Below are 21207 nucleotides of genomic sequence, written 5' to 3'. Positions count from 1 at the left end.
CTCAGGCCTTGGCCGTTACATCGATCGACTGGCCGTCGGCCAGGCGAACGTACGCCTTGCGCCAATCGCCGCGGCGGCCAGCACGGTTACGGAAGGACTTGTTCTTGCCCTTGACGTTGACCACGTTGACAGCTTCGACCTTGACGTCGAACAGCTGCTCGACCGCGGCCTTTACATCGGCCTTGGTGGCTTCGTTCGAAACTTCGAAGACATACTGGTTGGAGAGTTCCTGCAGGCGCGCGGTCTTTTCGGAGACACGCGGGGCACGCAGCACGCTGAAGATTTTTTCGTTGCTGTTCATGCCAGCCACTCCTCGACCTTCTTGACCGCGTCAGCGGTGATGACGACCGTGTCGGCACCGACCAGCGACACCGGGTCCAGGCCCTGCACGTCACGCACCTGCACGTACGGCAGATTGCGGGCGGACAGGTACAGGTGCTCGGAGGCTTCTTCAGTGACGATCAGCGGGCGCTTGCCCACTTCCAGGCCGGCCAGCTTGGCGATCAGACCCTTCGTGTTGGTCACTTCGACATCGAAGGACTCCACGATGGTCAGACGGCCCTGACGGTTCAGCTCGGACAGGATCGCGCACATGGCGGCACGGTACTGCTTACGATTGACCTTCTGCTCGAAGCTGCGCGGCTTTGCCGCGAAGGTGACACCGCCGCCGACGAAGATCGGAGCCGTCAGTGCGCCATGACGCGCGCCGCCGCCCTTCTGCTTCTTCGACTTCTTGGTGGTACCTGCCACTTCGGAGCGAGTCTTCTGCGCCTTGGTGCCGGCGCGACCGGCGTTGCGGTAAGCAACGACGACCTGGTGGACCAGATCTTCGCTGAAATCGCGACCGAACACGGCGTCGGAGACCGAGACCTTGTTGTTGCTACCCGTGATAACGAGTTCCATCGTCATCTCTCCTTATGCCTTGCTCGCCGGACGGACGATCACGTCGCCACCCGCCGCGCCCGGAACGGCGCCGCGAACCGCGATCAGACCGCGCTCGACGTCGACCTTGACAACTTCCAGGTTCTGGGTGCTCTGCTGCACGGCGCCCATGTGACCGGACATCTTCTTGCCCGGGAACACGCGACCCGGCGTCTGGCGCTGACCCAGCGAACCCGGCGCGCGATGCGACAGCGAGTTGCCGTGGGTAGCGTCACCCATACGGAAGTTGTAGCGCTTGATGGTGCCCTGGAAGCCCTTGCCCTTGGTGACACCCTGGACGTCGACGATCTGGCCGACTTCAAAGATGTCCGCCTTGACTTCGCCACCCACGGCGAAATCGCCGAGCTGGGCGTCTTCAACGCGGAATTCCCACAGGCCACGACCCGCTTCCACCTTCGCCTTGGCGAAGTGGCCGGCTTCCGGCTTGTTGACCAGGGCAGCGCGACGCGCGCCGACGGTCACCTGCACGGCGCTGTAGCCGTCGGTTTCGACGGTCTTGATCTGCGCGATGCGGTTCGGGGTTGCTTCGATCAGGGTCACCGGGATGGAACGACCATCTTCGGTAAACACGCGGCTCATGCCGGCCTTGCGGCCCACGAAGCCCAACGAATACTTCTTCGTCATGGTCGTAGTCCTCAGGTCAGCTTGATCTGAACGTCGACGCCGGCAGCCAGTTCGAGCTTCATCAGCGCGTCCACGGTCTTGTCATTCGGGTCAACGATATCGAGCACGCGCTTGTGCGTGCGGGTCTCGTACTGGTCACGCGCGTCCTTGTCGACGTGCGGGGAGACGAGGATGGTGTAACGCTCGATCTTGGTCGGCAGCGGGATCGGGCCACGCACTTGCGCGCCGGTCCGCTTGGCCGTCTCAACGATCTCGCTGGCCGAACGGTCGATCAGACGATGATCGAACGCTTTCAGCCGGATCCGGATCTTTTGGTCCGCCATGGCGGTAGGTTCCTTCGTTAAAAGAGCGACAGACAAAGCCTCTGGGTTGCTTTGCCCCATGAAATCCCTGAATGCGGACGGCCCGCACTCCCGCAGGCCGACAAGGTCAATCCGTAGACCCCAAAAACGTAGGCAGACCCGTGAACCCGGCCCGCCCAGACGGAGAAGCATAATGGCACGCAAGGCAGCTGTCAACAGTCTCCTGTTGACGCCGCCTGAATGGCATTGACCCTTCCTGGTCCGGGGAACACAAGGCACATCCTGTGCCTACTTTCCCGTTTGATACGCCCCGATGCCCTACCCAGGCAACATCGGGGCGCAGAGTCTAGCAGATTACTCGAGGATCGTGGCAACCACGCCGGCGCCGACGGTACGGCCGCCTTCGCGGATGGCGAAGCGCAGGCCGGCGTCCATGGCGACCGGGTTGATCAGGGTGACAACCATCTTCACGTTGTCGCCCGGCATCACCATCTCGACGCCTTCCGGCAGCTCGACCGCACCGGTGATGTCGGTGGTACGGAAGTAGAACTGCGGACGGTAGCCCTTGAAGAACGGGGTGTGACGGCCGCCCTCGTCCTTCGACAGCACGTAGACTTCGGCGTCGAACTTGGTGTGCGGCTTGATCGAACCCGGCTTGGCCAGGACCTGGCCACGCTCGACGTCGTCACGCTTGGTGCCGCGCAGCAGCAGACCGGCGTTGTCGCCTGCCTGGCCCTGGTCCAGCAGCTTGCGGAACATTTCCACGCCGGTCACGGTGGTCTTCTGCACCGGACGGATGCCGACGATTTCGATTTCTTCGCCGACCTTGATCACGCCGCGCTCGATACGACCGGTCACCACGGTGCCGCGGCCCGAGATCGAGAACACGTCTTCGACCGGCATCAGGAACGACTTGTCGACGTCACGCTCCGGGGTCGGGATCCAGGTGTCGAGGGCATCGACCAGCTTGATCACGGCCGGCACGCCGATCTCGCTCTGGTCGCCTTCCAGCGCCAGACGGGCCGAACCCGAGATGATCGGGGTGTCGTCGCCCGGGAAGTCGTACTTGCTCAGCAGCTCGCGGACTTCCATTTCGACCAGTTCCAGCAGCTCGGCGTCGTCCACCATGTCGGCCTTGTTCAGGAACACGACGATGTACGGCACGCCGACCTGGCGCGACAGCAGGATGTGCTCGCGGGTCTGCGGCATCGGGCCGTCAGCGGCCGAGCACACCAGGATCGCGCCGTCCATCTGGGCAGCACCGGTGATCATGTTCTTGACGTAGTCAGCATGGCCCGGGCAGTCGACGTGGGCGTAGTGACGGGTGGTGGATTCGTATTCGACGTGCGCGGTCGAGATCGTGATGCCACGTGCCTTTTCTTCCGGCGCGGCGTCGATCGCGGAGTAATCCTTGAACTCGCCACCGAAGCGCTCGGCGCCGATCTTGGTCAGCGCGGCGGTCAGCGTGGTCTTGCCATGATCGACGTGACCGATGGTGCCGACGTTGACGTGCGGCTTGGTGCGCTCGAACTTACCCTTTGCCATTGTTGTATACCTTGATTTTGTAAGTGGTTTTCAGGAGAGGCTGAGCGAGGCTCAGCCCTTCTTCATGACGGCTTCGGCGATGTTGTTCGGCGCCGGCTCGTAATGGTCGAATTCCATGGTGAAGGTGGCGCGGCCCTGGGTCTGCGAACGCAGCGCCGTGGCGTAGCCGAACATTTCACCCAGCGGGATCATCGCGTTGATGATGCTGGCCGAACCGTCACCGGTGGTGTCGGAACCCTGCAGCACGCCGCGACGACGGCTCACGTCGCCCATCACGTCACCCTGGTAATCCTCCGGGGTCACGATCTCGACCTTCATGATCGGCTCCAGCAGCACCGGCTTGGCCTTGGCGAAGCCCTGCTTGAAGGCCATCGACGATGCCAGCTTGAACGCCATTTCCGAGGAGTCGACGTCGTGGTACGAACCGAACACCAGCTTCACCTTGACGTCCACGACCGGGAAGCCAGCCAGCGGACCGCTGGTGATGGTTTCGCGCAGGCCCTTTTCGATCGACGGGATGAATTCCTTCGGAATCACGCCACCGGTGATGTCGTTGATGAACAGGAAGTCGTCCTTGATCGCCGGGGCGAGCTTGGCGTCGGCACGGTCTTCAGCGGTCAGCGGCGACAGCTCGATCACGACGTGACCGTACTGACCCTTACCACCGGACTGCTTGGCGTGCTTGTAGTCCGACTTGACGTCGGCCAGGGTGATGGTTTCGCGGTAGGCCACCTGCGGCGCGCCGACGTTGGCTTCAACGTTGAACTCGCGCTTCAGGCGGTCGACGATGATGTCCAGGTGCAGCTCGCCCATGCCCGAGATGATGGTCTGGCCGGATTCTTCGTCGGTCTTGACGCGGAACGACGGATCTTCCTGCGCCAGACGGCCCAGGGCCAGACCCATCTTTTCCTGGTCCGACTTGGTCTTCGGTTCGACGGCCATCGAGATCACCGGCTCCGGGAACACCATGCGCTCCAGGATGATCGGCTGATCGATCGAGCACAGGGTGTCACCGGTGGTGGTGTCCTTCAGGCCCACGGCGGCAGCGATGTCACCGGCCAGAACTTCCTTGATTTCCTCGCGGTTGTTCGAGTGCATCTGCAGGATGCGGCCGATGCGCTCCTTCTTGCCCTTCACCGAGTTCAGCACGGTGTCGCCGCCATTCAGCGTGCCCGAGTAGACACGGAAGAAGGTCAGCGCGCCGACGAACGGGTCGGTGATGATCTTGAAGGCCAGCGACGAGAACGGAGCCTTGTCGTCGGACTTGCGGCTCATTTCCTTGGTTTCGTCGTCCACGTCGGTACCGGTCACGTCCGGCACATCGACCGGCGACGGCAGCAGCTGGATCACGCCGTCGAGCATGGCCTGCACGCCCTTGTTCTTGAACGCCGAACCGCAGTACATCGGAACGATTTCGGTGGCCAGGGTGCGGGTACGCAGCGCGTTGATGATTTCGGACTCGGCCAGCTCTTCGCCGCCCAGGTACTTTTCCATCAGCTCTTCGTTGGCTTCCGCCGCGGCTTCGATCATGAAGGTACGGGCTTCTTCAGCCTTTTCCTGCAGGTCGGCCGGGATCTCGCCGTATTCGAACTTCATGCCCTGCGAGGCTTCATCCCAATGGATGGCCTTCATCTTCAGCAGGTCGACAACGCCCTTGAAGCCTTCTTCGGCGCCGATCGGCAGCTGCATCGGCACGGCGACAGCGCCGAGCTTGGCCTTCAGCTGGTCACGGACCTTGTAGAAGTTGGCGCCGGTGCGGTCCATCTTGTTGACGAACGCAATGCGCGGCACCTTGTAGCGGTTGGCCTGGCGCCACACGGTCTCCGACTGCGGCTGCACGCCACCCACGGCACACAGCACGAACACCGCACCGTCGAGCACGCGCAGCGAGCGCTCCACTTCGATGGTGAAGTCGACGTGCCCGGGGGTGTCGATGATGTTGAAGCGATGCTCCGGCAGGGACTTGTCCATGCCCTTCCAGAACGCGGTGGTCGCAGCGGACTGGATCGTGATGCCACGCTCCTGCTCCTGCTCCATCCAGTCCATGGTGGCGGCGCCGTCGTGCACTTCACCGATCTTGTGGCTCTTGCCGGTGTAGAACAGGATGCGTTCGGACGTGGTGGTCTTGCCGGCATCGATGTGGGCCATGATGCCGAAGTTACGGTAACGCTCGATGGGAGTGGAACGGGCCACGGGGAGCCTCTCAGATTTCTTGGATTTCGGATGGCCGAACGCCGCCTTGCGGCGGCCTTCGGATTGGCGCAGCCCTTCTGGGGCCGCGAGGCAGCACCGTAATGGTGCTGCCCTGCCTGTTTTACAAGGCCGTCAAACTCACCAGCGGTAGTGGGCGAATGCCTTGTTGGCTTCGGCCATGCGGTGGGTTTCTTCGCGCTTCTTGATGGCGCCGCCACGGTTTTCCGAGGCGTCGATCAGTTCAGCAGCCAGCTTCTTCGGCATGGTGTTCTCGCCACGCTTGCGCGCGGAGTCGATCAGCCAACGCATGGCCAGTGCCATCTTGCGCGAGGCGCGCACTTCGACCGGCACCTGGTAGGTGGCACCACCGACACGACGCGACTTCACTTCGACCGCCGGAGCGACGTTGTCCAGAGCCTTCTGCACCAGCTCGATCGAGTTGGCGTTCTTCTCGGAGATGACGTCCATGGCGCCGTACACGATCTTTTCAGCGACCGACTTCTTGCCGCTCTGCATGACCATGTTGATGAAGCGGGCGATGGTTTCGCTTCCGTGCTTCGGATCGGGCAGGACGGAACGCTGCGGAGTATTACCCTTACGCGACATATGCTCTCTCCTTAGGCCTTCGGACGCTTGGCGCCGTACTTGGAACGGGCCTGGCGACGCTTGGCAACGCCAGCGGCGTCGAGCGAGCCACGAACGGTGTGGTAACGCACACCCGGCAGGTCCTTGACGCGACCGCCGCGGATCAGGACCACGGAGTGCTCCTGCAGGTTGTGGCCTTCACCACCGATGTAGGAAATCACTTCTTCCTGGTTGGTCAGGCGGACCTTGGCAACCTTGCGCAGAGCCGAGTTCGGCTTCTTCGGAGTGGTGGTGTAGACACGGGTGCAGACGCCACGGCGCTGCGGGCACTTGTCGAGCGCCGGCGAGGCACTCTTGTAGGTGGTCGCTTGCCGCGGCTTGCGGACCAGCTGGTTGATCGTCGCCATCAGTAGGTTCTTCTGATTGGTGGCCGGAAATCCGGCCTGAGATGCGGAAATGTTAAAGCAGGCCAAAATTCTGGCCTGCTGAGACAGACGATTGTAGCAACCCGGCAGGAACGCAGTCAAACGCGTTCTGTCAAGCCCGTTCCTGATCCCGGAACGTTACTGGGGGGCCTCCATGTACCCCGTTCAGGTTGCCCGGCCAGCCCCTGGAGGCTGGCTGGGCGCATCTGGCAGGCAGTGCGGCCAGGCCGCCCTGCCCTTCACACCTCACCCGGGCGCAGGCCCGGGCGTGAAACCCGAGGGGGGTCCGGCCTTCCGGCCGGACCCTTGACCTCATTCTTCGCCCGAGGCCGCTTCGGTCTCGACGTCCGCCGGGACGGCTTCGACCGCAGCCGGGGTACCGGCCAGGGTCTGCATCTCCGACTCGGTGAGACCGGACGCGCCGCGACGGCGGTTGCTGTGGTACGACAGACCGGTACCGGCCGGGATCAGGCGACCGACGATCACGTTTTCCTTCAGACCGCGCAGGTTGTCCTTGGTACCGCGGACGGCAGCCTCGGTCAGCACGCGGGTGGTCTCCTGGAAGGAGGCCGCCGAAATGAACGATTCGGTCGCCAGCGAGGCCTTGGTGATGCCCAGCAGCACCGGATCGAAGCGGGCGATCAGCTCGTTGCGGGCACCGAGGCGTGCATTCTCCTCGATGACGCGCTGGCGTTCGACCTGTTCGCCGTTCAGGAACTTGCTGCTGCCCTGATCGGTGATCTCGACCTTGCGCAGCATCTGGCGGGTGATCACCTCGATGTGCTTGTCGTTGATCTTCACGCCCTGCAGGCGGTACACGTCCTGGATTTCCTTGACCAGGTAGGCGGCCAGCGGCTCGACACCCAGCAGGCGCAGGATGTCCTGCGGGCTCGGCTCGCCGTCGACGATGGTTTCGCCCTTGGTCACGTGCTCACCTTCGAACACGATGACCTGACGGTACTTCGGAATCAGCTCTTCGTGCTCCGAACCATCGGTGTCCTTGATGATCAGGCGCTGCTTGCCCTTGGTGTCCTTGCCGAAGCTGATGATGCCCGAACGCTCGGCCAGCACTGCCGGATCCTTCGGCTTGCGGGCTTCGAACAGATCGGCCACGCGCGGCAGACCACCGGTGATGTCGCGGGTCTTGGACGCTTCCTGCGGGATCTTGGCGACCACGTCACCGACGCCGACGGGAGCGCCGTCCTGCAGGTTGACGATCGAGCGCGGCGGCAGCAGGTACTGCGCCGGCAGGTCGGTACCCGGAATCGACAGGTCGTTGCCCTTGGCATCGACGATGCGGACGATCGGGCGCAGATCCTTGGCCTGGGCGCCGCGGCGCTTCGGGTCGGTGATCTCGCGCGAGGCCAGGCCGGTCAGCTCATCGGTCTTCTCGATGACGGTGATGCCGTCGACGAAGTCGATGAAGCGGATGAAGCCGGCCACTTCGGACACGATCGGGTGGTTATGCGGATCCCAGTTGGCCACGGTCTGGCCTGCCTTGATCGCGTCACCATCCTTGGAGGTGATGGTCGCACCGTACGGCAGCTTGTAACGCTCACGCTCACGGCCGTGGGCATCGAGCACCGAGATTTCGCCCGAGCGCGACACTGCCACCAGCGAGCCGTTGGCATGCTCGACCGACTTGAGGTTGCTGAACTTGACCGAGCCGGTGGTCTTGACGGTGATGTTGTCGACCGCAGCAGCTCGCGACGCCGCACCACCGATGTGGAACGTACGCATGGTCAGCTGGGTACCCGGCTCACCGATGGACTGGGCGGCGATGACGCCGACCGCTTCACCGATGTTGACCAGGTGGCCACGGGCCAGATCGCGACCATAGCAGCGCGAGCAGACGCCGAACGCCGATTCGCAGGAAATGGTCGAGCGGACCTTGATGGTCTGCACGCCGGCATCTTCCAGACGGGCGACCCAGGCTTCGTCCAGCAGGGTGTTGCGGGTGACGATCGGATCCTCGTCGTTGCCCGGCAGGAACACGTCCTCGGCCACCACGCGACCCAGCACGCGATCCTTCAGCGGCTCGACCACGTCGCCGCCTTCCACGATCGGGGTCATGATCAGGCCTTCGGTGGTACCGCAATCCACCTCGGTGATCACCACGTCCTGCGCGACGTCGACCAGACGACGGGTCAGGTAACCCGAGTTCGCGGTCTTCAGCGCGGTATCGGCCAGACCCTTACGGGCACCGTGGGTGGAGTTGAAGTACTCCTGCACGTTCAGGCCTTCGCGGAAGTTCGCCTTGATCGGCGTCTCGATGATCGAGCCATCCGGGCGGGCCATCAGGCCACGCATGCCGGCCAGCTGACGGATCTGCGCCTGCGAACCACGCGCACCGGAGTCGGCCATGATGTACAGCGAGTTCATCGACTTCTGGTCGATGGTCTCGCCCTTGGCATTGACCACCTTCTCGGTACCGATGGTGTCCATCATCGCCTTGGCGATGCGCTCGTTGGTGCGCGACCAGATGTCGACCACCTTGTTGTAGCGCTCGCCGGCGGTGACCAGACCCGACTGGTACTGCTCCTGGATTTCCAGCACTTCGGCTTCGGCCTCGGTGAGGATGCCCTTCTTCTCGTCCGGGATCAGCATGTCGTCGATGCCGATGGAGACGCCGGCGCGGGTCGCGTAGGCGAAGCCGGTGTACATCAGCTTGTCGGCGAACACGACCGTGTCCTTCAGACCCAGCTGGCGGTAGCTGGAGTTGATCAGGCGGCTGATGTTCTTCTTGGTCAGCTCGGTGTTGGCCAGCGCGAACGGCAGGCCTTCCGGCAGGATTTCGGCCAGCAGGGCGCGACCGATCGTGGTGTCCACGATCGAGCTCTTGTTCTGCTTGTTGCCGTCCTCGTCGGTCACCACCTCGGTGATGCGGACCTTGACGCGCGCGTGCAGTTCCACCACGCGGTTGTCGTAGGCGCGCTTGACTTCGGCGATGTTGGCGAAGGCCATGCCCTCGCCCTTCTTGTTTTCCAGCGAGCGGGTCATGTAGTACAGACCCAGCACGACGTCCTGCGACGGCACGATGATCGGCTCGCCGTTGGCCGGCGACAGGATGTTGTTGGTCGACATCATCAGCGCACGCGCTTCCAGCTGGGCTTCCAGCGAGAGCGGCACGTGGACGGCCATCTGGTCACCGTCGAAGTCGGCGTTGAACGCGGTGCAGACCAGCGGGTGCAGCTGGATCGCCTTGCCTTCGATCAGCACCGGCTCGAACGCCTGGATGCCCAGACGGTGCAGGGTCGGCGCACGGTTCAGCATCACCGGATGCTCGCGGATGACCTCTTCCAGGATGTCCCAGACTTCGGCTTCTTCGCGCTCGACCAGCTTCTTGGCGGCCTTGATGGTGGTGGCCAGGCCACGACGCTGCAGCTTGGCGAAGACGAACGGCTTGAACAGTTCCAGCGCCATCTTCTTCGGCAGGCCGCACTGGTGCAGGCGCAGGTACGGGCCGACCACGATGACCGAACGGCCCGAGTAGTCGACGCGCTTGCCGAGCAGGTTCTGGCGGAAGCGGCCCTGCTTGCCCTTGATCATGTCGGCCAGCGACTTCAGCGGGCGCTTGTTGGTGCCGGTGATGGCACGGCCGCGACGGCCGTTGTCCAGCAGCGCATCGACCGATTCCTGCAGCATGCGCTTTTCATTGCGCACGATGATGTCCGGCGCGCTCAGTTCGAGCAGGCGGCGCAGGCGGTTGTTGCGGTTGATGACGCGGCGGTACAGGTCGTTCAGGTCGGAGGTCGCGAAGCGGCCGCCGTCCAGCGGGACCAGCGGACGCAGGTCCGGCGGCAGCACCGGCAGCACGGTCATGACCATCCATTCCGGACGGTTGCCCGATTCCAGGAAGGCTTCGATCAGCTTGATGCGCTTGGTGAGGCGCTTGAGCTTGGTTTCCGAACCGGTAGCGGCGATTTCCTCGCGCAGGCGGGTCATTTCCGACTGCAGATCGATCGTGCGCAGCAGTTCGTACACGGCCTCGGCGCCCATGGCGGCGTCGAAGTCGTCACCGTGCTCCTGGCGGGCCTGCAGGTACTGTTCTTCGGTCAGCAGCTGGCGGCGCTCCAGGGCGGTCAGGCCCGGCTCGGTCACCACGTAGGCTTCGAAGTACAGCACGCGCTCGATGTCGCGCAGGGTCATGTCCAGCATCAGGCCGATGCGCGACGGCAGCGACTTCAGGAACCAGATGTGCGCGACCGGCGAGGCCAGGTCGATGTGGCCCATGCGCTCACGGCGCACCTTGGCCAGGGTCACTTCGGTGCCGCACTTCTCGCAGACCACGCCGCGGTGCTTCATGCGCTTGTACTTGCCGCACAGGCACTCGTAGTCCTTGACCGGGCCGAAGATGGCGGCGCAGAACAGGCCGTCACGCTCCGGCTTGAAGGTACGGTAGTTGATGGTTTCCGGCTTCTTCACTTCGCCGAAGGACCACGAACGGATCAGGTCCGGCGAGGCCAGCGCGATCTTGATCGCGTCGAAGTCCAGCGTCTGGCGCTGCTGGTTGAAGAGGTTGAGCAGGTCTTTCATGGTGTTCTCCAGAAGGAGGAATGCTGTGTCGATGGGCTTTCAGGTCACTGCCAGCGGCGCGGCGGCGGACCGCCGCGCCGGCATGGATCAGTTGTCTTCCAGTTCCATGTTGATGGCCAGCGAGCGGATTTCCTTCACGAGCACGTTGAAGGATTCCGGCATGCCCGCGACCATCTCGTGCTCACCGTCGACGATGTTCTTGTACATCTGGTTGCGGCCCTGCACGTCATCGGACTTCACCGTCAGCATTTCCTGCAGGGTGTAGGCCGCGCCGTAGGCTTCCAGCGCCCAGACTTCCATTTCACCGAAGCGCTGGCCGCCGAACTGCGCCTTGCCGCCCAGCGGCTGCTGGGTGACGAGCGAGTACGGACCGGTCGAACGCGCGTGCATCTTGTCGTCGACCAGGTGGTTCAGCTTCAGGTAGTGCATGTAACCCACGGTGGTGTGGCGATCGAACGCTTCACCGGTGCGGCCGTCATACAGCTGGGTCTGGCCACTGCTCGGCAGATCGGCCAGTTCCAGCATGCGCTTGATTTCCGCTTCGGTGGCACCGTCGAACACCGGGGTGGCCATCGGCACGCCGTCGGTCAGGTTGCGGGCCAGACGCAGCAGCTCTTCATCGCTGAACTGCGACAGGTCGACACGGTTGGCCACGTTGGTGTCGTCGTGGTTGTAGATGTCGTCGAGGAACTTGCGCAGTTCGGTGACGGCCGCCTGCGCTTCCATCATCGCCTGGATCTTGCGGCCCAGGCCCTTTGCCGCCCAGCCCAGGTGCACTTCCAGGATCTGCCCGATGTTCATACGCGACGGCACGCCCAGCGGGTTCAGCACGATGTCCACGGTCTCGCCCGAGGCCATGTACGGCATGTCCTCGACCGGCACCACGTTGGACACCACACCCTTGTTGCCGTGGCGGCCTGCCATCTTGTCGCCCGGCTGGATGCGGCGCTTCACGGCCAGGAACACCTTGACCATCTTCAGCACGCCCGGAGCGAGGTCGTCGCCGGCGGTGATCTTGCCGCGCTTGTCGGCGAAGCGACGCTCGAACTCCTTCTCGTGCGCCTGGATCTGCTTCTGCGCGCGCTCGATGGCTTCCGAAGCGTCTTCGTCCTTCATGCGCAGGGCGAACCAGTCAGCCTTCTTCAGGCCGTCCAGGTAGGCGTCGGAGATGACATCGCCCTTCTTCAGGCCGGCACCACCGTTGACCACCTTGCCCACGATCTGCGAACGCAGACGCATGTAGATGGCCGCTTCCAGGATGCGGAACTGGTCGTCGAAGTCCTTCTTGACGCGCTTGATTTCGGACTCTTCGATCTGGCGGGCACGCTTGTCCTTCTCGATGCCGTCGCGGGTGAAGACCTGCACGTCGATGACGGTGCCGTCCATGCCCGGCGGAACGCGCAGCGAGCTGTCCTTCACGTCCGAGGCCTTCTCGCCGAAGATCGCGCGCAGCAGCTTCTCTTCCGGGGTCAGCTGGCTTTCGCCCTTCGGGGTGACCTTGCCGACCATGATGTCGCCGGCGCGGACTTCGGCACCGATGTACACCACGCCGCTCTCGTCCAGGCGGTTCAGCGCCTGCTCGGAGACGTTCGGGATGTCGGCGGAGATTTCCTCCGGCCCCAGCTTGGTGTCACGCGCAACGCAGGTCAGCTCTTCGATGTGGATCGTGGTGTAGCGATCCTCTTCCACCACGCGCTCGGAGAGCAGGATGGAGTCTTCGAAGTTGTAGCCGTTCCACGGCATGAAGGCGATCAGCATGTTCTGGCCCAGGGCCAGTTCGCCGATGTCGGTGGACGGACCGTCGGCCAGCACGTCGCCACGCGCCACCACGTTGCCCACTTCCACCAGCGGACGCTGGTTGATGCAGGTGTTCTGGTTGGAGCGGGTGTACTTGATCAGGTTGTAGATGTCCACGCCGGCATCGGTGGCGCCAACGATCTCTTCCTCGTTGACCTTGACCACGATGCGGGCCGCGTCGATCTGCACGATCTCGCCACCACGACGGGCGTTGACGGTCACACCGGAGTCACGTGCCACGGCGCGCTCGATGCCGGTACCAACCAGCGGCTTCTGCGCACGCAGGGTCGGCACGGCCTGACGCTGCATGTTCGCGCCCATCAGTGCGCGGTTGGCGTCATCGTGCTCCAGGAACGGAACCAGCGCAGCCGCGATCGACACGGTCTGCATCGGCGAGACGTCCATGAAGTGGACTTCCGCCGGCGGCTTCAGCAGCGATTCGCCCTGGAAGCGGCACGGAACGAACTGCTCGGTCAGGGCGCCCTTGGCATCGGTCAGCGCGTTGGCCTGGGCAATGACGTACTCGTTTTCTTCGATCGCCGACAGGAACTCGACTTCGTCGTAGACCTTGCCGTCCACGACCTTGCGGTACGGGGTCTCGAGGAAACCGTACTGGTTGGTGCGGGCGTACACGGCCAGCGAGTTGATCAGGCCGATGTTCGGGCCTTCCGGCGTTTCGATGGTGCAGACGCGGCCGTAATGGGTCGGGTGCACGTCGCGCACTTCGAAGCCGGCGCGCTCACGGGTCAGGCCGCCCGGGCCCAGGGCCGAGACGCGGCGCTTGTGCGTGACTTCCGACAGCGGGTTGTTCTGGTCCATGAACTGCGACAGCTGCGAGGAGCCGAAGAACTCCTTGATGGCAGCGGCGACCGGCTTGGCGTTGATCAGCTCCTGCGGGGTCAGGCCTTCGGACTCGGCCATCGACAGGCGCTCCTTGACCGCGCGCTCGACGCGGACCAGGCCGACGCGGAACACGTTCTCGGCCATTTCACCGACCGACCGCACGCGGCGGTTGCCCAGGTGATCGATGTCATCGACCACGCCGCGACCGTTGCGGATCTCGGTCAGGACCTTGATCACGTCCAGGATGTCGGAGCTGTCGCCGTGGGCGGCGACCAGGCGCTTGGACTCTTCGTCGTTGCGCTCGCCGTAGTACTTGCGGTCGTACAGCACGGCTTCGCCGGTGGTTTCCTTGCGGCCCACGCGACGGTTGAACTTCATGCGGCCGACCGCGGACAGGTCGTAGCGCTCGAAGGTGAAGAACAGGTTGTGGAACAGGTTCTGCGCGGCATCCTTGGTCGGCGGCTCGCCCGGACGCATCATGCGGTAGATTTCGACCAGGGCTTCCAGCTGGGTCTTGGTCGGATCGATGCGCAGGGTATTGGACAGGTACGGGCCACGATCCAGGTCGTTCACCCACAGGGTGCCCACCGCATCGACGCCGGCCTTGCGGAAGTTCTGCAGCTGCTCGTCGCTGATCTCGTCGTTGGCCTGGGCCAGCAGTTCGCCGGTCGAGGCGTCGACCACGTCGTGCGACAGGATGCGGCCGACCAGGTAGTCGTCCGGCACGGCCAGGGCGGCGATGCCCGAGGCTTCCAGCTGCTTGATGTGGCGCGCGGTGATGCGCTTGCCGGCTTCCACGATGACCTTGTCGCCGTCGGCGAGGTCGAAGCCCAGGGTTTCGCCACGCAGGCGCTCCGGCACCAGCTCCAGCTGGACGCCTTCATCCGGGTTGATGTGGAAGGTGTTGATCTCGAAGAACTCGGCCAGCATCTCTTCGTTGCTGTAGCCGAGCGCGCGCAGCAGGATCGACACCGGCAGCTTGCGGCGACGGTCGATACGGGTGAACAGCGCATCCTTCGGGTCGAACTCGAAGTCCAGCCAGGAGCCGCGGTAGGGGATGATGCGGGCGCTGTACAGCAGCTTGCCCGAGCTGTGGGTCTTGCCACGGTCGTGGTCGAAGAACACACCCGGCGAACGGTGCAGCTGCGAGACGATGACGCGCTCGGTGCCGTTGACGATGAAGGTGCCGTTCTCGGTCATCAGCGGGATTTCGCCCAGATAGACCTCCTGCTCCTTCACGTACTTGATGGCCTTGGTCGACGACTCGCGGTCGTAGATGACCAGACGCACGGTGACGCGCAGCGGCGCGCCGTAGCTCATGCCACGCTGGCGGCACTCACGCTCGTCGAAGACCGGTTCGCCCAGCTTGTAGCCGACGTATTCCAGGGCGGCATTGCCGCTGTAGCTGGCGATCGGGAAGACCGACTTCAGCGCGGCGTGCAGGCCGTAATCGGCGCGCTTGGCCGGATCGACGTTTTCCTGCAGGAAATCACGGTAGGAATCCACCTGGATGGCCAGCAGAAACGGCACTTCGAGAATCGAGCGCTGCTTGCCGAAATCCTTGCGGATACGCTTTTTTTCGGTGAACGAATAGGACGTCATGAGGTCTTCCACCTTGTTGTGCGGGCCGTCTGCGTGCACGACCCGAAGGGAACTTGAAATTGTCAGTTGGAAGTCGCTGGTATTGCCGGCACCAGCACGCCTTCTCCCGCTACTTCCAACTGCCAACTCGTCTGCTTCCACTCCCCTGCCGCCGCGCGATGCGCTGGCCGACCGGGGCCTGACTGCAGCCCGTGCTGGGCTTTTCTACCACCTGCCTGCATCCACGCAGAACGTGGATCTACAACAACGACCAAAGGCCGGGGGCTTACGCCCCCAGCCTTGGCTGCATCGCCGCGAATCGATGACGATGCAAAGGAAGTGCTTACTTGACTTCGACAGTCGCGCCAGCAGCTTCCAGGTCCTTCTTCATCTTCTCGGCTTCGTCCTTCGAAGCGTTGTCCTTCAGGACGCCACCGGCTTCGGCCAGGTCCTTCGCTTCCTTCAGGCCCAGGCCGGTGATGGCGCGGACGGCCTTGATGACTTCAACCTTCTTGTCGCCGGCGGTCTTCAGGGTCACGACGAATTCGGTCTGCTCTTCGACCGGAGCGGCCGGGCCGGCCGGGCCAGCAACGGCAACCGGAGCAGCGGCGGAGACGCCGAACTTCTCTTCGATGGCCTTGACCAGCTCCATCACTTCCATCAGGGACTTCTCGGCGATGGCGTCGACGATCTGTTCGTTGGTAAGGGACATGATAATTACCTTTGGATGTTTTTCTGGGGTGAGGTTCCGTCAGGAACCACGATTAGTCGAAACTCAGGCGGTCTCGGCGGCCGGTTCAGCAGCGTCGGCGGCGACGTCGCCACCATTCTGCTTGTCGCCGATTGCCTTGATGGCGCGGGCGAACATCGTGACCGGCTCGGTCAGGACGCGTGCCAGCATGGCCAGGGCCTGGTCGCGGGTCGGCAGCGATGCCAGAACCTCGACGTGGCTCGCCGGGAACACTTCACCACCGATGGCGACGACCTTAGCCTTCAGCTTGTCGTTGCCCTTGGCGGCTTCCTTGATCAGGCGACCGGCTGCGCCGGGCTCCTCGAGCGAGAACGCGTACAGCAGCGGACCAACCATCTGGTCCTGTGCGACTGCGAACTCGGTGCCTTCAACGGCACGCGAAGCCAGGGTGTTCTTGACAACCTTCAAGAAAACACCGGTTTCGCGAGCCTGCTTGCGCATCGCGGTCATCTGGGCGACCGTGGTGCCAGCGTATTCGGCTGCGATCAAGGAGTGGGCCTTGGCGGCGACGTCTGCCAGCTCGGCGACTACTTCTTGCTTCTGGGACAGATTGAGAGCCATTGCACTCCTCCAATTGAACTCCGCTTACGGCTCCTGCCGTGTGCGGTCCTGTGCGGCATCCGTCCTGGACGCCGGGAACATCGGAATGATGTTCCGGGGGTGGGCCGTTCCAGACCTGGAGGCAATCAGGGAAATCCCAGACATGCGTGAACCAGAAAAACTCCAGAAGGGCACCATCTACGCAGGGTGGCTCCGAAGAACCGATTAAGCGTTCATGACTGCTCCGGCGGCGACTCCCTGCCAATTCGAGCTTCCGTGCCCGTCGCCGGCATGCCATGACCGCACCTGCGGTCTTTGACGGCTACCACCGGCGATGAGCTGCCGGCGATGCCTTCAAATGTCACGGTCACGGCCCCCGAGGGAACCGTGACCGCTTCAAACTTTTACTTCAGGGTCAGCGACGACTGGTCGACGGTGACGCCCGGGCCCATCGTCGAGCTGACCGAAACCTTCTGCAGGTAGGTGCCCTTCGAGGTGGCCGGCTTGGCCTTGATCAGGTCCAGCAGCAGCGCGGTCAGGTTCGACTTCAGCGCGTCTTCGGCGAAGTCGGCCTTGCCGATGGTGCAGTGGATGATGCCGGCCTTGTCGGTGCGGTAACGCACCTGACCCGACTTGGCATTCTTCACAGCCTCACCCGGGTTCGGGGAGACGGTGCCGACCTTCGGGTTCGGCATCAGGCCGCGCGGGCCCAGCACGGTACCCAGCTTGCCGACAACGCGCATGGCGTCCGGGGTCGCGATGACGACGTCGTAGTTCAGATCGCCGGCCTGCATCTTCTCGGCCAGATCGTCCATGCCGACGGCGTCGGCGCCAGCGGCCAGGGCTTCGTCAGCCTTGGCACCGGCCGGCGCGAACACGGCAACGCGGACCGACTTGCCGGTACCGGCCGGCAGCACGGTGGAGCCACGGACCTGCTGGTCGGACTTCTTCGCGTCGACGCCCAGGCGCACGGCCACGTCGATCGACTCGACGAACTTGGCCTTGGTGGCGGTCTTCAGGATGTTGATCGCGTCCTCGAAGGCGTACGCCTTGCCCGGAACGACAGCGGCCTTGATGGCCTTCTCACGCTTGGTCTGTGCCATCTTCTTAACCCTCCACCACGAGGCCCATGGAACGGGCAGAGCCAGCGATGGTACGCACGGCGGCGTCCAGGTCGGCGGCAGTCAGATCCGGTTCCTTCGCCTTGGCGATCTCTTCCAGCTGCTTACGGGTGACCTTGCCGACCTTCTCGGTGTTCGGGCGCTTGGAGCCCGACGAGATGCCAGCGGCCTTCTTCAGCAGGGTGGTGGCCGGGGTGCTCTTGGTGATGAAGGTGAACGTACGGTCCGAGTAGGCCGTGATGATCACCGGAACCGGCAGACCCGGCTCGAGCTTCTGCGTGGCGGCATTGAAGGCCTTGCAGAATTCCATGATGTTCAGACCACGCTGACCCAGCGCGGGACCGACCGGCGGCGAGGGGTTGGCCTGACCGGCCTTCACCTGCAGCTTGATGTAACCGACAACTTTCTTTGCCATGTGAGTACTCTCCGGGTGCTAGCGCCTTGCGACAACAGGCTCCCCATCGGACCGGGAATCACGCGTCCCGGCATCGCGTTTTGAAATCATGCCGAAGGCCACCTTTCGGTGGCCTCGTTCCGCCGGCTTCCCAGCGGGAGCCGCGCACTATAACAGGTTTTTTCTTCACATGCCTGAAGCGGCATGTAAACGAATGAAACCGGGCGCGGCCCGGTCAGACGGCCTTTTCGACCTGGCCGAACTCGAGCTCGACCGGGGTGGCGCGACCAAAGATCAGCACCGAGACGCGCAGGCGGCTCTTCTCGTAATTGACTTCTTCGACGACGCCGTTGAAGTCGTTGAACGGGCCGTCGGTGACACGGACCATCTGGCCCGGCTCGAACAGCACCTTCGGGCGCGGCTTCTCGACGCCTTCCTGAACGCGGTTCAGGATCGACTCGGCCTCGGAATCCGCGATCGGCAGCGGACGATCGGCGGTGCCGCCGATGAAGCCCATCACGCGCGGGGTTTCCTTGACCAGGTGCCAGCTTTCGTTGTCGATGCGGGGAATGCCCGCTTCTTCGTGGGTCTCGATCTGGACCAGCACGTAGCCCGGGAAGAACTTGCGCTCGGAGCGGCGCTTCTGCCCGGCGCGCATCTCGATCACTTCCTCGGTCGGAACCAGGACGTCGCCGAAGCGCTCCTCCATGCCGTCACGGACGATGCGATCGCGCAGTGCCTGCGCCACCGACTTCTCGAAGCCCGAATAGGCGTGAACGACGTACCAACGCTTCATGGTGTATCTCCTTAGCGGCTCAGGAACAGCTGGACCAGCCACTGAATGACGTAATCAAATCCACCCAGCAGCAAGCTGAGGACGATCACCACGACCATCACGACCCAGGTCATGCGGATGGCTTCCTGGCGCGTCGGCCAGACCACCTTGCGCAGCTCGAAACGCGACTCGGAGAGGAATTCGCGGGTGTCGCGCCCCTTGCCGGTCAGCATGAACACGCCGATACCGCCAACCAGGCCGACCACCACCGCCAACGCACGCAACTGACCGGCCCACGCGCCCAGCTGGGCAGCGCGACCGGTGTCGGCGGAGAACCAGAACCAGACGAACAGACCTGCCAGTACCAGCAGCGATGCGAGGACGTACTTGACGATATCCCCGCCTTGCGCGGAGGTGTCCTTGGAATGTTCGATCTTGCTATTCATCAGGCTGTGTCTGCTTTAGCGGCAAGGCCGCTGGATAAGGTGGGCAGATGGCACGCCAGGAGGGACTCGAACCCCCAACCTGCGGTTTTGGAGACCGCTGCTCTGCCAATTGAGCTACTGGCGTACGTTGAAAACTTGCCTTCCCTTAGACGGCGAAGGCGGACCGAGGTTCCCGGCCCGCCACTCGCCAGACCGGCAGCGCTATGCGACCGCCGGCATGCAGGCTTACTCGAGGATCGTGGCAACCACGCCGGCGCCGACGGTACGGCCGCCTTCGCGGATGGCGAAGCGCAGGCCGGCGTCCATGGCGACCGGGTTGATCAGGGTGACAACCATCTTCACGTTGTCGCCCGGCATCACCATCTCGACGCCTTCCGGCAGCTCAACCGCACCGGTGATGTCGGTGGTACGGAAGTAGAACTGCGGACGGTAGCCCTTGAAGAACGGGGTGTGACGGCCGCCCTCGTCCTTCGACAGCACGTAGACTTCGGCGTCGAACTTGGTGTGCGGCTTGATCGAACCCGGCTTGGCCAGGACCTGGCCACGCTCGACGTCGTCACGCTTGGTGCCGCGCAGCAGCAGACCGGCGTTGTCGCCTGCCTGGCCCTGGTCCAGCAGCTTGCGGAACATTTCCACGCCGGTCACGGTGGTCTTCTGCACCGGACGGATGCCGACGATTTCGATTTCTTCGCCGACCTTGATCACGCCGCGCTCGATACGACCGGTCACCACGGTGCCGCGGCCCGAGATCGAGAACACGTCTTCGACCGGCATCAGGAACGACTTGTCGACGTCACGCTCCGGGGTCGGGATCCAGGTGTCGAGGGCATCGACCAGCTTGATCACGGCCGGCACGCCGATCTCGCTCTGGTCGCCTTCCAGCGCCAGACGGGCCGAACCCGAGATGATCGGGGTGTCGTCGCCCGGGAAGTCGTACTTGCTCAGCAGCTCACGGACTTCCATTTCGACCAGTTCCAGCAGCTCGGCGTCGTCCACCATGTCGGCCTTGTTCAGGAACACGACGATGTACGGCACGCCGACCTGGCGCGACAGCAGGATGTGCTCGCGGGTCTGCGGCATCGGGCCGTCAGCGGCCGAGCACACCAGGATCGCGCCGTCCATCTGGGCAGCACCGGTGATCATGTTCTTGACGTAGTCAGCATGGCCCGGGCAGTCGACGTGGGCGTAGTGACGGGTGGTGGATTCGTATTCGACGTGCGCGGTCGAGATCGTGATGCCACGTGCCTTTTCTTCCGGCGCGGCGTCGATCGCGGAGTAATCCTTGAACTCACCACCAAAGCGCTCGGCACCGATCTTGGTCAGTGCGGCGGTCAGCGTGGTCTTGCCGTGGTCGACGTGACCGATGGTGCCGACATTGACGTGCGGCTTGGTGCGCTCGAACTTACCCTTGGCCATGGCTGCTTATCTCGAATTCGTCTGGTGTGGTGCTGATAGATGGTGCTCACGAAAGGAATCGAACCTTCGACCTCTTCCTTACCAAGGAAGTGCTCTACCGACTGAGCTACGTGAGCGAGTTTTGCATTATGGCATGAACTCGATAATATTCAAAGTTCATTCAATGGAGCGGGAGACGGGAATCGAACCCGCACCATCAGCTTGGAAGGCTGAGGTTCTACCATTGAACTACTCCCGCACCGGGAATGTGCCACAACGTGAAGCTGGTGGAGGGAGGTGGATTCGAACCACCGAAGGCGTAAGCCAGCAGATTTACAGTCTGCCCCCGTTGGCCGCTTGGGTATCCCTCCTTCTACCACCCCGTCCCGTGCCGCCGAAGCGTTGCGGTGTG

General features: G+C 63.4%; 17 protein-coding genes and 4 tRNA genes. All 21 read right to left on the bottom strand.

The window, feature by feature from the left end; translation table 11 throughout:
• Position 1: 1 nt before the first annotated feature.
• Positions 2-301, bottom strand: coding sequence for a 50S ribosomal protein L23 (rplW, locus tag Q5Z10_RS04005; RefSeq protein WP_004145338.1), 300 nt, complete (start codon positions 299-301; stop codon positions 2-4).
• Positions 298-903 carry a 50S ribosomal protein L4 gene (rplD, locus tag Q5Z10_RS04000; RefSeq protein WP_004145337.1) on the bottom strand — a complete coding sequence of 202 codons (606 nt, stop codon included), beginning with the start codon at positions 901-903 and terminating at the stop codon, positions 298-300. Before rplD ends, rplW begins: the two co-directional genes overlap by 4 nt.
• A 12-nt stretch (positions 904-915) precedes the next feature.
• Complete coding sequence (gene rplC, locus Q5Z10_RS03995; protein ID WP_025879301.1) at positions 916-1566, bottom strand: 50S ribosomal protein L3; 651 nt, start codon at positions 1564-1566, stop codon at positions 916-918.
• 11 nt (positions 1567-1577) lie between these two features.
• Entirely contained in the window at positions 1578-1889 is a 312-nt protein-coding gene (gene rpsJ, locus Q5Z10_RS03990; protein WP_010341589.1) for a 30S ribosomal protein S10, read from the bottom strand.
• A 333-nt stretch (positions 1890-2222) separates the two neighbouring features.
• Positions 2223-3413, bottom strand: coding sequence for an elongation factor Tu (gene tuf, locus Q5Z10_RS03985; protein ID WP_303638030.1), 1191 nt, complete (start codon positions 3411-3413; stop codon positions 2223-2225).
• A 51-nt stretch (positions 3414-3464) separates the two neighbouring features.
• The gene (gene fusA / locus Q5Z10_RS03980; protein ID WP_303638036.1) at positions 3465-5606 is read right to left on the bottom strand and encodes an elongation factor G; all 2142 of its coding nucleotides are present in this window, start codon (positions 5604-5606) and stop codon (positions 3465-3467) included.
• Between the two features lie 138 nt (positions 5607-5744).
• On the bottom strand, positions 5745-6212 hold the full coding sequence (gene rpsG, locus Q5Z10_RS03975; RefSeq protein ID WP_303638035.1) for a 30S ribosomal protein S7: 468 nt from the start codon (positions 6210-6212) through the stop codon (positions 5745-5747).
• 11 nt (positions 6213-6223) lie between these two features.
• Positions 6224-6598 carry a 30S ribosomal protein S12 gene (gene rpsL, locus Q5Z10_RS03970; RefSeq protein WP_004145320.1) on the bottom strand — a complete coding sequence of 125 codons (375 nt, stop codon included), beginning with the start codon at positions 6596-6598 and terminating at the stop codon, positions 6224-6226.
• Positions 6599-6928: 330 nt separating this feature from the next.
• Positions 6929-11152 carry a DNA-directed RNA polymerase subunit beta' gene (rpoC, locus tag Q5Z10_RS03965; protein ID WP_303638034.1) on the bottom strand — a complete coding sequence of 1408 codons (4224 nt, stop codon included), beginning with the start codon at positions 11150-11152 and terminating at the stop codon, positions 6929-6931.
• A gap of 87 nt (positions 11153-11239) precedes the next feature.
• Positions 11240-15394 carry a DNA-directed RNA polymerase subunit beta gene (rpoB, locus tag Q5Z10_RS03960; RefSeq protein ID WP_303638033.1) on the bottom strand — a complete coding sequence of 1385 codons (4155 nt, stop codon included), beginning with the start codon at positions 15392-15394 and terminating at the stop codon, positions 11240-11242.
• Positions 15395-15716: 322 nt separating this feature from the next.
• Positions 15717-16085 carry a 50S ribosomal protein L7/L12 gene (gene rplL / locus Q5Z10_RS03955; RefSeq protein ID WP_049469634.1) on the bottom strand — a complete coding sequence of 123 codons (369 nt, stop codon included), beginning with the start codon at positions 16083-16085 and terminating at the stop codon, positions 15717-15719.
• Between the two features lie 63 nt (positions 16086-16148).
• A complete protein-coding gene (rplJ, locus tag Q5Z10_RS03950; RefSeq protein ID WP_303638032.1) occupies positions 16149-16685 on the bottom strand; it encodes a 50S ribosomal protein L10 in 537 nt (178 codons plus the stop codon).
• A gap of 383 nt (positions 16686-17068) precedes the next feature.
• Positions 17069-17767 (bottom strand): 50S ribosomal protein L1, encoded by a 699-nt coding sequence (rplA, locus tag Q5Z10_RS03945; protein ID WP_005415407.1) that lies wholly within the window; start codon positions 17765-17767, stop codon positions 17069-17071.
• Between the two features lie 4 nt (positions 17768-17771).
• A complete protein-coding gene (rplK, locus tag Q5Z10_RS03940; RefSeq protein ID WP_004145248.1) occupies positions 17772-18200 on the bottom strand; it encodes a 50S ribosomal protein L11 in 429 nt (142 codons plus the stop codon).
• 214 nt (positions 18201-18414) lie between these two features.
• Entirely contained in the window at positions 18415-18975 is a 561-nt protein-coding gene (gene nusG / locus Q5Z10_RS03935; protein ID WP_049469630.1) for a transcription termination/antitermination protein NusG, read from the bottom strand.
• 11 nt (positions 18976-18986) lie between these two features.
• Positions 18987-19400, bottom strand: coding sequence for a preprotein translocase subunit SecE (gene secE / locus Q5Z10_RS03930; protein ID WP_303638031.1), 414 nt, complete (start codon positions 19398-19400; stop codon positions 18987-18989).
• Between the two features lie 48 nt (positions 19401-19448).
• A tRNA-Trp gene (locus tag Q5Z10_RS03925) sits at positions 19449-19524 on the bottom strand.
• 101 nt (positions 19525-19625) lie between these two features.
• Positions 19626-20816, bottom strand: a complete 1191-nt coding sequence (gene tuf / locus Q5Z10_RS03920; protein WP_303638030.1) for an elongation factor Tu — start codon at positions 20814-20816, stop codon at positions 19626-19628.
• Between the two features lie 40 nt (positions 20817-20856).
• Positions 20857-20932 (bottom strand) — tRNA-Thr (locus Q5Z10_RS03915).
• 48 nt (positions 20933-20980) lie between these two features.
• Positions 20981-21054: transfer RNA gene (locus Q5Z10_RS03910), tRNA-Gly, on the bottom strand.
• Between the two features lie 26 nt (positions 21055-21080).
• Positions 21081-21166 (bottom strand) — tRNA-Tyr (locus Q5Z10_RS03905).
• Positions 21167-21207: the final 41 nt, after the last annotated feature.

The sequence above is a fragment of the Stenotrophomonas sp. 704A1 genome, assembly GCF_030549525.1.
Lineage (GTDB): Bacteria > Pseudomonadota > Gammaproteobacteria > Xanthomonadales > Xanthomonadaceae > Stenotrophomonas > Stenotrophomonas tuberculopleuritidis.
Note: the sequence above shows the minus strand (reverse complement) of the source record. Positions and strands in the feature narration are given on the sequence as shown.

Bases quoted from the DNA above. Each gene is read 5' to 3' on its own strand.
- rplW (WP_004145338.1), bottom strand. From the start codon at position 301: ATGAACAGCAACGAAAAAATCTTCAGCGTGCTGCGTGCCCCGCGTGTC.
- rpsL (WP_004145320.1), bottom strand. From the start codon at position 6,598: ATGGCGACGATCAACCAGCTGGTCCGCAAGCCGCGGCAAGCGACCACC.
- tuf (WP_303638030.1), bottom strand. From the start codon at position 20,816: ATGGCCAAGGGTAAGTTCGAGCGCACCAAGCCGCACGTCAATGTCGGC.
- rplD (WP_004145337.1), bottom strand. From the start codon at position 903: ATGGAACTCGTTATCACGGGTAGCAACAACAAGGTCTCGGTCTCCGAC.
- rplJ (WP_303638032.1), bottom strand. From the start codon at position 16,685: ATGGCTCTCAATCTGTCCCAGAAGCAAGAAGTAGTCGCCGAGCTGGCA.
- nusG (WP_049469630.1), bottom strand. From the start codon at position 18,975: ATGAAGCGTTGGTACGTCGTTCACGCCTATTCGGGCTTCGAGAAGTCG.
- rpoB (WP_303638033.1), bottom strand. From the start codon at position 15,394: ATGACGTCCTATTCGTTCACCGAAAAAAAGCGTATCCGCAAGGATTTC.
- rplC (WP_025879301.1), bottom strand. From the start codon at position 1,566: ATGACGAAGAAGTATTCGTTGGGCTTCGTGGGCCGCAAGGCCGGCATG.
- rpoC (WP_303638034.1), bottom strand. From the start codon at position 11,152: ATGAAAGACCTGCTCAACCTCTTCAACCAGCAGCGCCAGACGCTGGAC.
- rplL (WP_049469634.1), bottom strand. From the start codon at position 16,085: ATGTCCCTTACCAACGAACAGATCGTCGACGCCATCGCCGAGAAGTCC.
- rplK (WP_004145248.1), bottom strand. From the start codon at position 18,200: ATGGCAAAGAAAGTTGTCGGTTACATCAAGCTGCAGGTGAAGGCCGGT.
- rpsJ (WP_010341589.1), bottom strand. From the start codon at position 1,889: ATGGCGGACCAAAAGATCCGGATCCGGCTGAAAGCGTTCGATCATCGT.
- rplA (WP_005415407.1), bottom strand. From the start codon at position 17,767: ATGGCACAGACCAAGCGTGAGAAGGCCATCAAGGCCGCTGTCGTTCCG.
- rpsG (WP_303638035.1), bottom strand. From the start codon at position 6,212: ATGTCGCGTAAGGGTAATACTCCGCAGCGTTCCGTCCTGCCCGATCCG.
- secE (WP_303638031.1), bottom strand. From the start codon at position 19,400: ATGAATAGCAAGATCGAACATTCCAAGGACACCTCCGCGCAAGGCGGG.
- tuf (WP_303638030.1), bottom strand. From the start codon at position 3,413: ATGGCAAAGGGTAAGTTCGAGCGCACCAAGCCGCACGTCAACGTCGGC.